General features: G+C 56.8%; 10 protein-coding genes. 1 reads left to right on the top strand and 9 read right to left on the bottom strand.

Annotated features, from left to right (window positions below; translation table 11 throughout):
- On the bottom strand, positions 1-4,899 hold a 4,899-nt coding region (locus J2I47_RS11075; protein WP_207364637.1), incomplete at its 3' end, for a beta strand repeat-containing protein.
- A 243-nt stretch (positions 4,900-5,142) separates the two neighbouring features.
- The gene (locus tag J2I47_RS11070; protein WP_207364636.1) at positions 5,143-6,366 is read right to left on the bottom strand and encodes an ATP-grasp domain-containing protein; all 1,224 of its coding nucleotides are present in this window, start codon (positions 6,364-6,366) and stop codon (positions 5,143-5,145) included.
- 254 nt (positions 6,367-6,620) lie between these two features.
- Between J2I47_RS11070 and J2I47_RS11065 the strand changes: the two genes are divergently transcribed.
- The gene (locus J2I47_RS11065) at positions 6,621-7,589 is read left to right on the top strand and encodes a glycosyltransferase family 2 protein (protein WP_207364635.1); all 969 of its coding nucleotides are present in this window, start codon (positions 6,621-6,623) and stop codon (positions 7,587-7,589) included.
- 243 nt (positions 7,590-7,832) lie between these two features.
- On the opposite strand, the gene J2I47_RS11060 is transcribed toward J2I47_RS11065, so the two are convergent.
- From J2I47_RS11060 to J2I47_RS11030, 7 genes are all read right to left on the bottom strand, one after another.
- Positions 7,833-8,684: an aldo/keto reductase gene (locus tag J2I47_RS11060; RefSeq protein WP_207364634.1), complete on the bottom strand. Its 852-nt coding sequence runs from the start codon at positions 8,682-8,684 to the stop codon at positions 7,833-7,835.
- Between the two features lie 112 nt (positions 8,685-8,796).
- Entirely contained in the window at positions 8,797-8,952 is a 156-nt protein-coding gene (locus tag J2I47_RS26550) for a hypothetical protein (RefSeq protein ID WP_229374514.1), read from the bottom strand.
- A gap of 103 nt (positions 8,953-9,055) precedes the next feature.
- The gene (locus tag J2I47_RS11050; RefSeq protein ID WP_207364632.1) at positions 9,056-9,427 is read right to left on the bottom strand and encodes a hypothetical protein; all 372 of its coding nucleotides are present in this window, start codon (positions 9,425-9,427) and stop codon (positions 9,056-9,058) included.
- Positions 9,428-9,434: 7 nt separating this feature from the next.
- Positions 9,435-11,702 carry a xanthine dehydrogenase family protein molybdopterin-binding subunit gene (locus J2I47_RS11045; protein ID WP_207364631.1) on the bottom strand — a complete coding sequence of 756 codons (2,268 nt, stop codon included), beginning with the start codon at positions 11,700-11,702 and terminating at the stop codon, positions 9,435-9,437.
- Positions 11,703-11,778: 76 nt separating this feature from the next.
- A complete protein-coding gene (locus J2I47_RS11040; RefSeq protein ID WP_207364630.1) occupies positions 11,779-12,234 on the bottom strand; it encodes a (2Fe-2S)-binding protein in 456 nt (151 codons plus the stop codon).
- Positions 12,235-12,498: 264 nt separating this feature from the next.
- Positions 12,499-13,947 carry a leucyl aminopeptidase family protein gene (locus J2I47_RS11035; RefSeq protein ID WP_207364629.1) on the bottom strand — a complete coding sequence of 483 codons (1,449 nt, stop codon included), beginning with the start codon at positions 13,945-13,947 and terminating at the stop codon, positions 12,499-12,501.
- Between the two features lie 110 nt (positions 13,948-14,057).
- Complete coding sequence (locus J2I47_RS11030; protein ID WP_207364628.1) at positions 14,058-14,879, bottom strand: thymidylate synthase; 822 nt, start codon at positions 14,877-14,879, stop codon at positions 14,058-14,060.
- Positions 14,880-15,036: the final 157 nt, after the last annotated feature.

The following is a 15,036-nucleotide window of genomic DNA, read 5'->3' as shown; positions in this document are numbered from 1 at the left end:
ACTGTTGAGCGTAGCCGTCACGGCGGGGTTGACTGTAATAGTGGTCGAGGTGACAGCCGAGCAGCCGCTGGTGTTGCTCACCGTCACCGAGTATACGGTGCTACTGGTGGGTGCTACGGTGATGGAAGCCGTGGTAGTCCCCGTGCTCCAGCGGTAGGTGGTGCCGCCGCTGGCCGTCAGGGTAGCCGAGGTGCCATTGCAGATGGTAGTGCTGGGACTGGCCGCGATTGTGGCCGTCACAGCGGGGTTGACCGTGACGGTGCCCGAGGCGATGGCTGAACAGCCATTGGCGTTGCTCACCGTCACACTATAAATGGTCGTGGTGTTGGGCGCGACAATCAGCGTCCCTGTGGTGTTGCTAGTGCCATTGCTGAAGCTGTAGCTGGTGCCGCCCGTAGCCGTGAGCGTCGCCGAAGTGCCGTTACAGATCGTGGCACTGCTGAGCGTGGCGGTGACGGCGGGATTCACCGTGACGGTAGCTGAGGTGAGGGCCGAACAACCGTTGCTGTTAGTGACCGTCACGCTGTAGGTGGTGGTAGTCGTGGGGGAGACGACCACACTCTGAGTGTTGCCCGTGCCCGTTGGTGCCCAGGCATATGTAAAGCCACTGCCGCCTGATGCGTTAGCCGTCAGCGTAGCCGAGGTGCCGTTGCAAATGGTCTGGCTGGCCACCGTAGCGGTCACAGCGGGATTGACCGTCACCGTGCCCGAGGCGATGGCTGAACAGCCGTTGGCGTTGGTCACTGTCACGGAGTAAATGGTGGTCGTGGACGGTGAGACGACCAGCGTCCCTGTGGTGTTATTGGTGCCGTTGCTGAAGCTGTAGCTGGTGCCGCCCGTGGCCGTCAAGGTGGCCGAAGTGCCGTTACAGATGGTGGCACTGCTGAGCGTGGCGGTCACGGCGGGGTTGACCGTCACCGTAGCTGAGGTGACAGCCGAGCAGCCGCTGGCATTGCTCACCGTGACGCTGTAGGTGGTGGTAGTCGTGGGCGAGACGGGGATGGAAGCCGTGGTAGCTCCGGTCGACCAGCGGAAAGCAGTGCCCCCTGAGGCCGTTAGCGTCGTCGAGGTACCATTGCAGATGGTCAGGCTGGGACTGGCGGCAATCGTAGCGGTGACAGCGGGGTTGACCGTCACCGTAGCTGAGGTGAGGGCCGAGCAGCCACTGGCGTTGGTCACCGTCACGTTGTAGGTCGTCGTTGTCGTGGGCGAGACAGCGATCGAGGCGGTGGTGGCCCCTGTTGACCAGACATAGCCCGTGCCCCCTGAAGCCGTCAGGGTAGTGGAGGTACCGTTACAGATGGTCAGGCTGGGGCTGGCCGCAATCGTAGCGGTGACAGCGGGGTTGACCGTCACCGTGCCCGAGGCGATGGCTGAACAGCCGTTGGCGTTGGTCACTGTCACCGAATAAGTGGTGGTGGTGTTGGGCGCGACAATCAATGTGCCCGTCGTGTTGGTGGTGCCGTTGCTGAAGCTGTAGCTGGTGCCGCCCGTAGCCGTGAGCGTAGCCGAAGTGCCGTTACAGATCGTCGCACTGCTGAGCGTGGCGGTGACGGCGGGATTCACCGTGACCGTCGCTGAGGTGAGGGCCGAGCAGCCGTTGCTGTTGGTAACGGTGACGCTGTAGGTTGTCGTAGTGGTGGGGGAGACGACCACGCTCTGGGTGCTGCCCGTGCCCGTTGGCGCCCAGGCATACGTAAAGCCACTGCCGCCCGATGCATTAGCTGTCAGCGTAGCCGAAGTACCGTTACAGATGGTCTGGCTGGCCACCGTAGCGGTCACAGCGGGGTTGACCGTGATTGTAGTAGTCGCTGTGCTGGCGCAGCCCGCCGAGTTGGTGGCCGTGACGCTATAGGCGGTCGTCACCGTGGGGCTGACAGACTGGCTGGCCGTGGTGGCCCCGTTGCTCCAGAGGTAGGTCAGGCCCGTACCGCCACTGGCGGTGGCTGTCAGGGTGCTGCTGGCGCCGTTGCAGATCGTAGCCGGACTGGCACTGGCTGTGACGGTTACTGCCGGATTCACGGTCACCGTGGCTGATGTAGTGCTAAAGCAACCTGTGTTGTTTGTTACCGTCACGCTATAGCCTGTCGTCACCGTAGGACTGACGGGGATCGATGCCGTGGTGGCACCTGTATTCCAGCGGTAAGTGAAACCAGACCCACCAAAGGCATTGGCGGTAAGTGTAGTACTGGTGCCGTTGCAGATGGTCAGGCTGGGGTTACCCGTTACAGTTACTGAAACCGCCGGGTTAATCGTAACCTGTATTTGGGCGAAGGGGCGACAGTCTGAGGGCCCTGGGGCAGGGTTGATGATGGCGTAAACGTAGTAGGTGATCGGCGCAGCGGTATTGTTGGCCGGGAAAGCCACGTTGCTGATACCCGCTGTACCACTGGCGGGTGTGGCAGTAGATAGTGAGGTGCCGCCGCTATACATGGCCGTGCCACTTTGGGGCGTGGTGAAATACACGAACTGAATCGAGTTCGCGCCCGTGGCAGTCGTGGTCACCGTCAATGAGTTAATCGACGTGCCCGAACAAACTGACACTGGCCCTGACGGGTTTGTGATGGTGGGGCAGGTGACAAAGCCAAAATCGTATGTATGGTTGTTTTCGCCGTAGTTACCCGTCGTCAGCGCTATAACCGAATTGCCGCCTACCTGCAATCCGTCGTTGTCAATAGTATTGTCTGTGCCAGCTTTGTAGAGGGTGGGTACGTAGCCCGGTCCAGACAGCGCCGTTTGGCTGAGCGGTATTCTGATCTCGTAGGCAGTATTAGGCTGCAGGCCACCAGTTACGTTGCTGTTGTTGAAGTAATATTCACCCGTACCGTTTGTTACTGTGGTGCTCAACAGGGTGCCGTTCTGATACAGTTGAACAGTTACGGCACTTAGCGATGTAGCACTGGCACCCTGAAGACCATCGGCAGTTTGGGCCGTACCGTCGTTCCAGACGCGGTTGCCAATTTCAATGGGGGCGGGGTCGAAAGCCAGTTCAAGGTCACCCAGGCCGTTGGCCTTGCCGTAGGTAGCCACGTTTGAACTGACAAAAATCTGTGTACTCGTTGCCGGACTACCCGAACCATCTGAGTTCTTAAACCGACGAATACCCCCCGAGTCAATCTGGTCGGTGGGGTCAAGCACAACAGAGGCTACTTCACCGCTACCAGGCAACGAAATCAGACCACCCTGGACCATTTCGTTGTGATATGGGCTGGTGGTGTTAGGAATGGCTATCGCATCTGACCAGTAAAATTCACCGTTACCAAAGCCTTGTCCGTTGTTCACCCCGCTCACCGACGATACACCACAGACGGTTGCGTTGCTTTCCATAGTCCAGAGGCTGGCCGTCGGGCTACATTTACCCGCCCGCAGCAGGTCGCCCGGCGCAATAATGCGATACTGCGTGGTGTTATTTGTTCCGTAGTTATTATTGCCAAACTGATCGCCCGACCGGTCGCGGATGCCGATAATCATAGCCCCGTCGGTGTCAAATTCAATGCCCGTCAGCATGGCCTGCGGATACGATGCGTTAGGCAAATCGGCGCGGGCAAACCGGTTAGGTGTAGAGCCGGTAGCGGGTATTATGTCGGTCCAGGGCAGCCAGCGGTCGGCCCGGTCTACGCCCGTTTTATCGTTGTTGGTGGCTCCCTTTTTATAGTTCAGCGAAAAACCCAACACGCCTGTGAAAGAATTATTGGTCGGGTCAAACTCATAGATCACGGCTTTCATGCCCGTGGTATCGCGCGTGATCAGGTTTGGGGTGGTTGTTGATGAACTTGCAGCGGTATAGGTGGTCGTGCCGGTAACGGCTTCATTGGTACAAACCCCGCCGACGTATACTTTCCCGCGGTAAGTTTTCAGGGCAAAAGGCCGGAAAACGCTGCCCGTCCGGCAGGCCCCCGCGCTGGGTGTAATGCTGAAACTGGTAATGCCGGCTGTATTGGCCGTGGGGGTAGTGGACGTGGGATTGTTAATAGGGATAACGTAGAGCCGCCGGTCAGACAGGTTCATGGCGTAGAGCTGGGTGCCATCTTCCGACATTTCAAGGTCGCCCAGGCCCGTTTTGCCCACCTGATCAAAAACGGTGGGGTCCTGGTTTACGGCTGTGGTACTGCTCGGAAGCCCCCGTGCTGTGTTAGACGCCACCGATACGCTAATGGGCAGGGTGGCAAACAACGATGATGTGTAGGACGTTGAGCCCGGGCTGGTGGGTTTTGTTAGGTAAATGGCCCCGGCCCCGCCTGGCCCTAAGCCGGAGTGCCGTTTTATGAATGCTGATGTATATACGTGCTTGGCTACCCGTTGGTAAGCAATACCAAATACAGTACCTACCTGGTTGTTGGTAGCAACGATCGACTCTACGGGTGTGTTGCCTACACTACCGTAGGGGAGCGAGACCAATACGCCTTCGTTTCTGGCCGTACCGGTTGTGCTGGTAGGGTCGCCATTGACGTAACAGGGTACCAGAAAGTTGGGGTTATACTGGCTGTAATCAGTTGGGTAGTTAACGCCCAGACTGACGTTGGTTGAGTTGGCCGCAACGTTAAACTGAAGAGGGGTGCCACTATCTGTCCCTTTCGGACCAGGAAAATAGCCGGTGGGCAGGTTAGAGAACTGAACGCGGTATGGTGCTGTTCCGCCCGCGGTAACGGTGTAGCTGCCCAGCGAAGCCACGGCAGTGCTGGTGGTGGCAGTGGTGATAACGTTGTTGGTGCTGACCACAGTCACCGTTACGCCACCCACCCCAATCTCATTGGGTGTCTCGCGTACGCCGTTGGCGTTGAAGTCCCTAAAAACCGTGCCAGATATCTGAGCAGATGCCGAAACTTGGGCCAATACAAACAAAAGAATGGCCAGAAAGAGGTGTCGACAGAGGGTAGGTGAGTAGATATTTATTACCATACTTTCATTTTGTTGAGCAGAATTCTACTTAGCTTTTGCGTGGCTGCTGGCTATCCAAGTAGTTTTCAGTCTGTTGCTGTGCGGTGGGTGAGCACAAAAAAAAGCGCAGATCTGTCCATTAGACAGTACCTGCGCTATCACTTGCAAAATGCGTACTAGCTTTAGTCTACAGAAAGAAAAGACAACAGTTTTGCGGAAAAATTATATGAAATAATCTATTATTAATGTATAAGGCCAGTCAAATTAGTTCGTTGGCTTGGCTGAGACCGGCATTGAGGCATGCACGCTTCCCTGAATTTGGTGCATGTATGAATCCAGCAATGTCAAGATTCGCTCAGGCTGTTCCGATTTTACAATAAAGCCAATATGGTGTTCGCGGTGCATGCGCCAGACGATTTCGGGATCGGCAAATGCAGCCGTATCAGGGTGTATTTCGTTGGCCAGCGAAGCAATCAGACCGGCATAATGACCCTCGTCGGTGGGGGGGCTGTAGGGTTGGTTATAAGCAGCGGCAATTTCCAGTTTTGCCCATTCAGCCCACAAATTCACGCCCGACGCCGCCTCAACCATCTCGGCAATATTGGCCCCGCCCACGCGGCAGGCTGTTTCCAGAAAATACAGTTCGCCGTCGTGGTTGCACCGGATAAATTCGGAGTGAGACGCCGAATGCCGCATCCCGAACGCCGCCATTACGGCATCGTTAATGGCCAGAAAATCAACGGTTTCGGCATCGGAAGGGGCCATGGTACGGGTGCGGAAGATGCCGCCGCCGTGGGCCACTTCCATGGGCGTGGCCAGGTATTCACTCACACGGCTGAAGACGGCTTTCGATGCAAACGACAGTGAATCAACGTGATAAACGCTGCCGGGCTTAAACTCTTCAATCAGGTACGTGTGCCGCTTGTCGCCCAGTTCATGCACCACCGCCCAGGCTTCGTCCAGCGAATGCACTTTTCGGATGCCCGTAGTTGAGGCTTCTGAGCGGGGCTTAATCAGCCAGGGCGCTTCGCTGTTCTGCAGAAAATGGGTTAGGGCCCCGTCGTTAAACAGGCTGCTGAACCGGGGCACGCGAATGCCCGCTTTCTGCGCCCGAATGCGCATGGCCAGTTTGTCGCGGAAGAACCGCGCCGTGGTTTGGCCCATGCCCGGAATCCGAAACGTTTCGCGGACGAGCGCCCCTTTTTCCACGTCGAAATCATCGAGTGCCACCACCCGGTCTATATGGCAACGGCGCATGGTATGGGCCAGCCCCAGCAGCATGGTGTCCAGATTCTGGCTATCGTTGCTTTCCGACGGCAGGTAGAATATTTCGTCGATAGCCTCATGGGGCCAGGGCTTGTCTTTATGGCGCTGCTCGGTGAGTAGATAAACGGTATGGCCCTGTGCTTTGCAGGTTTGCATAAACGCTTCGCCTTTTACAAAGGTGGCAATGCACAAAAAGGCGAGCGGGGCAGGAGTAGGGGTCATAAGCTAACAGGGGGTGTCGTCGAGTAGTAAAGCAGTTTGCGCGCTGAATATACGAGAAGGGGTTGAGGATTCCGGATTGGGCATGTCGGATGTCCCCTACTCCTTCCCATTCGCTCAATTAGCGGCGGCGAATTAGCTATTTTAATGGCCTGTTCGTTCTATGCGTTGGGATGATGGCCCGGTCTTTGACTACACTATGGTGTTTATATTCTGTAGGCTGACTGCATCACCCGTTCAGCCCTCACTACAACGCTATGGATCCTTATTTTACGGTCGTGCTGCCAACTACCCAGTCCGACCAGTTAACCCAGTGCCTGCATGCCCTGCATGCCCAGACGCTCTCGCCCGATCAATTTGAGATCGTGGTGGTCGATGACCGCAATCAACCCGAAACTGCAGCAGCCGTCGCAGCCTTTTCGCGCGAAAGCCGCATGGAAATCCGGTACCTCGCCCAGGCCAGCCGGCAGGGGTTGTCTGCCGCCCGAAACCGGGGCTGGCGCGCCGCACGGGGCCAGTTTATTGCCTTCACCGACGCTGATTGCCTGCCCCAGCCTACGTGGCTGGCCGCCGCGCAGGGCATGTTCCGGCGGGGGGCGCAGGTGGTTACCGGCTCGGTGCGGGTAGTAGCCCCCCGGCAGCCCGGTCAACCCCGGCCACAAACTGTACCTGATATAACGGAGCTATCCACGGCCAACTGCTTTTGCCAGAAAATGGCCCTGCAGCGGGCGGGCGGCTTTGAAGAAACCTTCGATCTGGCCTGGCGCGAAGACCTCGATCTGCAATTTAAATTTCTCGAAATCGGCATTCCCATTCTGCGTTGCCCCGAAGCCGTGGTGGTGCAGCCCATGCGCCCTATGTCGTGGTATGCCAGCCTGAACAACGAGCGCAAAAACCGCTACGATGCCCTGCTCTACAAACGCCATCCCGAACTGGTCCGGCAGCGTGTTCACCGGTCCGAAGCACAGGTGGCGCGGCAGTATCTGACCGTGACGGGGCTGGTGGTCGCCCTGCTGTCGGCAGCGGTAGGTTACTGGCCCGTAGCGTTGCTGGGGCTGGCGGTATGGTTATTCTGCACGGGATTGTCTCTGTCGGAAGAGTGGTCTGACCAGGTCGATTTGCTCACCAATGCCAAACACGCCGGAGCTACCTCCGTTGCCTCGCCGTTTCTTTCGGTCTACTGGCGGCTCTACGGTGCGGTGAAATACCGGGTCCTTTATTTTTAGACAAACTGGCCCTCCGGCAAAATCGCTTCATTCTACCAGAGCGCCCCGCAGGCAAAACGATCCTATTGGTCAGGCGACGCCTGTTTCTTTGCGTTGGCATGCTCAGCCTCAGTCACCGGCTGTAGCCAGGGTACCTGCCCCGTGTGCGTTTTGTGCCTGTGCAACATTTCCATGCAGGCCTGGTGTCAGGAGGCATAGCGCGAAGAAAGATGCGTTCACCAGAATTTTCGTTGCTATTGTGGTTTATAGATTTAGTTTTCGTTCCCCCAGCCATTTCACCATCGCCGGGTCGCGGTGATCAAAGAAACTGCTTGACCCGGTTTCCAGCGTGCTGATCGCCTCCAGATCGGCCCGACTCAACTCAAAGTCAAGGCTGTTGATGTTTTCGGCCATGCGTTCCTTCCGAACGGATTTGGGAATAGCCACAACCCCGCGCTGGGTAAGCCAGCGCAACACAACCTGGGCAATCGTTTTGTTATACTGCGCGCCAATCGACCGCAGCAGGTCGTTGTGAAAAAGGTCGTTTTTGCCTTCCGCAAAAGGCCCCCATGCCTCGATCTGGACGTTGTTTTCGACCAAAAACCGTTGCGTTTCCACCTGCTGGTGAAAGGGATGTGTTTCGATCTGATTTACCGCCGGAACGATTTCGTTGTGAATAATCAGGTCGATCAGCCGGTCGGGCTGGAAGTTGCTGACACCAATGGCCCGAATTCGGCCTTCCTTATACAACTCCTGCATAGCCCGCCATTCGCCATACACGTCGCCGAAGGGCTGGTGAATCAGATACAGATCCAGATAATCCAGTTGCAGCTTTTTCAACGAAGCGTCGAACGCTCGTTTTGTCCCCTCGTAGCCATCCGACTGAATCCAGAGCTTGGTGGTAATAAACAAGTCTTCTCTGGGTACGCCACTTTTCTTGATGGCTTCGCCCACGGCGGTCTCATTGCCATACGAAGCTGCCGTATCGATTAAGCGATAGCCGGTGGCAATGGCATCCAGCACGCTTCGTTCACATTCCACCAGATCAGGAACCTGAAAAACACCAAATCCCAAAATGGGCATGTTCACCCCGTTGTTCAATACTACGTTTTGCATATGTCATGTACTTCTACAGGGCAAAGGTCTACCTATTCTCCTGGCTAACCAGTAGACGGATTACGGGGATTACTACCGATATTCCGTATCCTCAGAGACTCCCCCCTCTACTCTACTCTGTCTTCGCCTTCATGGCCGCTTTCTCCATCACGTCCAGCCTAGCTTTTCGCCCATCGGGCCCACTGCCTGCCGAGCCATCCCGCCGAATCTCGAAGACTTCATTGTTTTTAGGATCGTAAACCGGCAAAAGGCCTTTTGCCACCGGCATAGACAGGAGCGAAAGAACCGAAACGCCTCCCGCCGACTCTCCGAAGATGGTTACGTTGGTGGGGGCGACGCCAATTTCATGGTGTGCTGATTTGACTACGTCATCACTTAATCCGTTTTGCCGATGCGTCGAAGGTGTACATCGTGCCTTTGAGGTTATCGGCATCCACCTTTGTCAGGTCGATGGTCAATTCCTTTTTTTCGGCGGAGGTGTAGAAAATCGACATACTATTGCCCTTTTCTTCCACCCTGGTGATGGGTAGCTTCGGGGCGGCAGGGTTTCGGGTGTCGGTCAGCTCGCCGGTCAGCCGCCCCTTTTTGCGAACCAGATTCGTAATAAATTTTATTTCGGGTGAGTCGGCAATCGAGATTTCCCATTTACCGACGAAAACCTTGTTGCGCTGATTGGCTTGGGTATGGCCGCCGACGGCCATACCCAGCAACAGCATGAACAGGAAAATGCGCGCTTTTTGCATGATACTGTTAGCCCTGAATCGATTTACCAAGCTGTGGACCAAAGGGTTGCGTGTACAAACGTTTTCCCGTGGCCTTGTAGAGGGCGTTGGCCAGCGCGGCAATGACCGGCGGAAACGGCGGTTCGCCCAGGCCCGTCGGATCGATTTCGTTCTGGACGAAATGCACGTCTATTTTCTTCGGGGCTTCGTTGTGGCGAATCATCCGGTATTTGTCGAAGTTGCTTTGGTCGGGCTTGCCGTCCTTCACGGTCAGGTTGCCGAAAAGCGCGTTGCCAATCCCGTCGACTACCGCCCCTTCAATCATGTTGCTGGCGGCTATCGGGTTGATCACGACGCCACAGTCAACCGCGCTCGTCACCCGTTCAACCACCGGCTGCCCGTCCTTCATCGACAGATCTACCACGTGGGCGGCATAGGAGTTATGGCAGAAATAGACCGCCACCCCCCGGTGAACACCAGGTTGGTTGCCTTGCCCCCAGCCCGACTTATCGCGCACCAGTTTCAGCACACCCGCGTACCGGTCTACCTCATAGGTATTGTTTTTGCCGACGGGGTTCTTTTTCGCCCGCTCCAACAACTCAAGCCGGAAATCAATAGGGTCTTTACCCATCGCCTCGGCCACTTCATCTAAAAACGCCTGCTGCGCTCCGGCAATGAAGTTTGACCGCGGTGCCCGAAACGCCCCGATGGTGATATTGGACGGCAACGCCCATTCGTCGGCCAGGTAATTGTCAATCGCACCCGCCGGGAAGTTGCCTTCCGAGCGCCCCAGCGGGCTTTCCGGTATGCCACCACCCCGCACGTGAAAGCCGGTGAGGTTGTTGGCCGCATCAAAAGCGGCCCGGAAGGTCAGGCTGTACATGGGCCGGTATATACCGTAAGTCATGTCGTCTTCCCGCGTGTAGATCAGTTTGACGGGCGCCTTCATCTTTTGGGAAATCAGGGCCGCCTCGACCATGTAGTGGCAATACGCTTTGCGACCGAAACCACCGCCCATGCGGGTCAGTTGAATGTCGATCTTGTCAATCGGCATGCCCAGGCGGGCAGCAATGGTCCGTTCAATGAAGTCGGGCGCCTGCGTCCCCGCGGCCAGAAACGCTTTTTCCGGCGTTACGTGGGCAAAGCAGTTGAGCGGCTCCATGTTGTTGTGCGCCAGGAAAGGAGCGGTGTAGGTACGCTCGATGACCTTGGCCGCCGACTTGAACGCTCCTTCGGGGTCACCATCCCGGCGAAGCTGCTTCGCCGGTTGGGCATCCCGTTCTTTCATCTTTGCATAATGGGCGTCTGTGCTTTCCAGGCCCCCCGGAATGGTTACCTCCCGTTTCTGACCAAAGGCATTTTCCTTTTCAACCCGGTCGGCCATGGATTCCCAGTTCACCCGCAGTTTCTTTTTGGCCTGCATCACCTCCCAGGTCGACCGGCCCACGATGACCACCAGTTCGTTGAACGTCCGGTCATCAAAGATTTGCCGTTCGTACTCATCGGGGTACACCTGGATGGAAAACACATCCTGAATACCGGGCATTTTCCGGATTGGCGTCGCGTCGAATGATTTGAGCTTTTGGCCAAACGCCGGTGGGTGAACCATCATGGCGATGAGCATGCCCGGCTGGCGGTAGTCCAGGCCGAACAATGGTTTCCCCGTCACGATGTTCGTTCCCTCCACGTTTTTGTGGGAGGTGCTGAGGATTTTAAAAGTATTGACCGCTTTGAGCTTGACATCCTTGGGTACCGGCAGGGCAGCGGCTGCCGAAGCCATTGCCCCGTACCCCGCCGATTTACCGCTTGCTTTGTGGTGCAGGACACCCGCCTCGGTGGTAATTTCTGCGGCGGGTACCTGCCAGGCCTGGGCGGCGGCTTCTATGAGCATCTGCCGGGCCGAGGCCCCCGCCGTGCGAAGACTTTTCCAGCCCTGCCGTATGCCCTGACTGCCGCCCGTGAACTGCCGACCATAGAGCTTGGTGTTGAACGGAGCCTGCTCAACAATAACCTGCTGCCAGTCAACGTCCAGTTCTTCAGCCACGATCATGGGCATGGCTGTTTTCACGTTCTGGCCAAATTCCGGGTTGGGGGCCAGAATGGTGATCTTGCCCTCCGGGCTGATCTTGATAAAGCTGGTCAGCCCTGCTGCCTCGCCCGGTGGGGTGGCAGTGGGTACCAGGTTGGCGGCTTTGGCACTACTGAACAGGTTGAAGCCAATCAGCATACCCCCGCCCGCCAGGGCAGATACCTTTAGAAAGGAACGCCGGTTATAATTGGTGTTTGCGGTTTCCATAGGGATGATGGATGGACCGCGGATTTTTATGATCGTTATAATGAAGAATGATCATAAAAATTCGCGGTCTATCCGGTTATCGTTTAGATGCTGTTTTGATGGCTGCCTTAATCCGGGTGTAGGTACCGCAGCGGCAGATGTTGCCACTCATCGCATTGTCGATGTCCTCGTCGGATGGTTTGGGGTTGCTTTTCAGGAGCGAAGCCGCGCTCATGATCTGTCCCGCCTGGCAGTAGCCGCACTGAGCCACGTCGTGCTCCAGCCATGCTTTTTGAACGGGGTGGTCTCCTTTGGCCGACAAGCCTTCGATGGTGGTGATGGCCTCTTTCCCCACCGCCGAAACCGGCAACTGGCAGGAGCGAACCGCCGTTCCGCCCAGATGGACCGTGCAGGCGCCGCACTGGGCAATACCACAGCCGTATTTAGTACCGGCTAAATTCAGATGGTCGCGCAACACCCAAAGCATCGGCGTTGCTGGGTCGACATCCACGCGGCTGATTTTTCCGTTGATTTTTAAGTTGAATGTTGCCACAGCGATAGTGTTTAGTTCGTTTTTCTTAAGAGAATGCACTAGTTACAAATATCCCGTTTATGATAGAGGTGATTGGTATATGAATTACGGATGTTCCTACCATTATTACTGGTTGAAAAAGAATACGTTATAAGTGCGATTAAGTGAACCTGCTCCTGTTGCCAAAAAGGGTAATGTTCTCCTGTTGCCTCACAAAGCCAAAAAGCCGCGTTCAGCAAATGCTGGCGCGGCTTTTTCTGCCCTTGCATCCTATTAATATTATGTTTATTGAACGGCTATCCGTTCTAGGTAATCCAGCAACAGCCTGATACCAAACGCGGTAGCGTTCTTTTGCTGGCCAAACTCGGTATCGGCGAAGGCCATGCCCGCAATGTCGAGGTGGGCCCAGGCGGGGTGATTGTCGGTGAAGGCTTCGAGGAATTTGGCGGCGGCGATGGCCCCGTTGATGGGTTTGCCGCTGTAGTTTTTCACGTCGGCCACGTCCGAACTGATGTCGTCTTTGTAGTCGTCCCAGAGGGGTAGTTGCCAGAGACGTTCGCCGGTTTGGGTACCCGCCGCCAGCAGTTGCGCCGCCAGGTCGTCATTAGCCGTAAACAGCCCCCCGGCCTGGTAGCCCAGCGCCGCTATGACGTTGCCGGTGAGGGTAGCCAGGTCAATGAGCACGTCGGGCTGGATGTGGCGTACCATATGGCCCAGGCCGTCGGCCAGAATCACGCGGCCTTCGGCGTCGGTGTCGATGATTTCGATGGTCTTGCCCAGGTACGATGTAATGACGTCGCCGGGCTTGGTGGCCATCCCGTCGACTACGTTTTCGGTGGCGGGCACCACGCCCACTACGCGCACGGGCAGTTTCAGCCGGGCGGCCACTTCTACCGTGCCCAGCACCGCCGCCGCCCCACCCATGTCGCTTTTCATCAGGTGCATGTTCGCCGATGGCTTAATCGACACGCCGCCCGTATCGAAGGTGACGCCTTTGCCCACCAGGCCAATGGTACGCACTGGTTGCCCCGTGGTCAGGGCGTTGTTTTCGGGCGTATAGTCACAAACAATGAGCAGGGGCGGGTTTTCACTGCCCTGCCCTACGCTCAGCAGCGCATTATAACCCTGCCGGGCCAGCTCGTCGTGGTCCAGAATAGTGACGCTGTAAGTATGGTCCCGCCCCGACGCCACCGCCCAGTCGGCCAGGGTTTGCGGGGTTTTGTAGTTCGACGGCGCGTTCATCAGATCGAGCATAGCGCGTTGGGCCTCCCAGATGATGCCTGCCCGGCGACCCGCTTCCTGCGCAGCCGTCAAATCAGCTTCGGCCACCTGAACATGCAGTTCGCCCGCGTCGGTGTAAAAAAGGGCTATTTCGGGCTGGGTGGTCTGGTACAGTTTCAGGTTGTAGCCCCCGGCCTGAATACCCAGCAAAACAGCTTCGACCTGCCGGGCATCCAGGCCGGTCAGATCAAGCGACACACGGCTGCCGAGTTTCGCTTTGTTGGTATAAAAAGCTTTGCGGAAGGCCTTCAGCAGCCCATTAAGGCCCGTTTTTTCGCCCAGGCCCAGCAGCAACCGCTTACGCCCATCGCCGTAAAGCAGCAGGGTTTCGTTTACATCACCGTTAAAATCGGCCTGCGCCGAAGCGGCAAATTCGGGTACTGATTGCCCTTTCTGAACCGGCCAGACTGTGGTGTCGGCGGGTGCAGCGCTGGTGTGAAAATGAAGTTGCATAGGAAGGGGGAGGAAAGGAGGACGGAGGAAAGGAAGAATGAAGGCTATCGCAAGCGTACTCCTGCGTAAACCTCCGTTCTCCCTTTCCTCCGGCCTCCTTTCCTCCCCATTTATACCGCCACCGGCGCTTTGATAGCAGGCCAGGGGTCGTAGTTTTCGAGGGTGAAATCGGCGTAGGTGAAATCAAAAATTGACTTGATGTCTGGGTTCAGCCGCATAATGGGCAGGGGGCGAAATGAGCGCGACAACTGCGTGTCGACCTGCTCTAAGTGGTTGACGTACAAGTGCGTATCGCCACCTGTCCAGATAAATTCATGGGCTTCGTAACCGCATTCCTGCGCGATCATCATCGTGAGCAGGGCATACGACGCAATGTTGAACGGTACGCCTAAAAACACATCGGCCGACCGCTGATAGAGCTGACACGAGAGTTGTGGTTTCGTCTGTCCTTTTGCTTCGTCGGGGGGAGCCACGTAGAATTGAAACAGCAGGTGGCAGGGGGGCAGGGCCATACTGGGCACGTCGGCGGGGTTCCAGGCCGAGACGATCATCCGCCGCGAGTCGGGCGATTGTTTCAGTTGGCGGAGCACGTCGCTCAGTTGGTCGATCACACGGCCATCGGGCGCGGCCCAGCTTCGCCACTGCTTGCCGTAGACGTCGCCAAGGTTACCGTTTTCGTCGGCCCATTCGTTCCAGATCGTCACCCCGTTGTCGGTCAGGTACTTAATGTTTGTTTCGCCCCGGATAAACCACAGCAATTCGTGGATGATGGACTTGGTATGTACTTTTTTGGTGGTCAGCAACGGAAAGCCTTCCTGAAGGTTGAACCGCATCTGGTAACCAAATACGCTGAGGGTGCCGGTGCCGGTACGGTCGGTTTTGCGGGTGCCGTTGGCCAGAATATGCCGCAGTAAGTCGTGATAAGCCTGCATAGGGTGGGGTTTGTAGGGGCGGGCCATCGTGCCCGCCCGCTTTCGGACACATTGGTGGCCGCTTGCTCCGTAGCAAAATGGTAGCGCAAAAATAAGGGTATCAATGATATGAATCTGACAAGCGGGCGGGCACTGACGTGTCCGAAAGCGGGCGGGC

This window comes from Fibrella rubiginis (assembly GCF_017353185.1).
Classification (GTDB): domain Bacteria; phylum Bacteroidota; class Bacteroidia; order Cytophagales; family Spirosomataceae; genus Fibrella; species Fibrella rubiginis.
The sequence above is the reverse complement of the archived record's forward strand: the minus strand, read 5'-3'. Positions and strand labels throughout refer to the sequence as shown.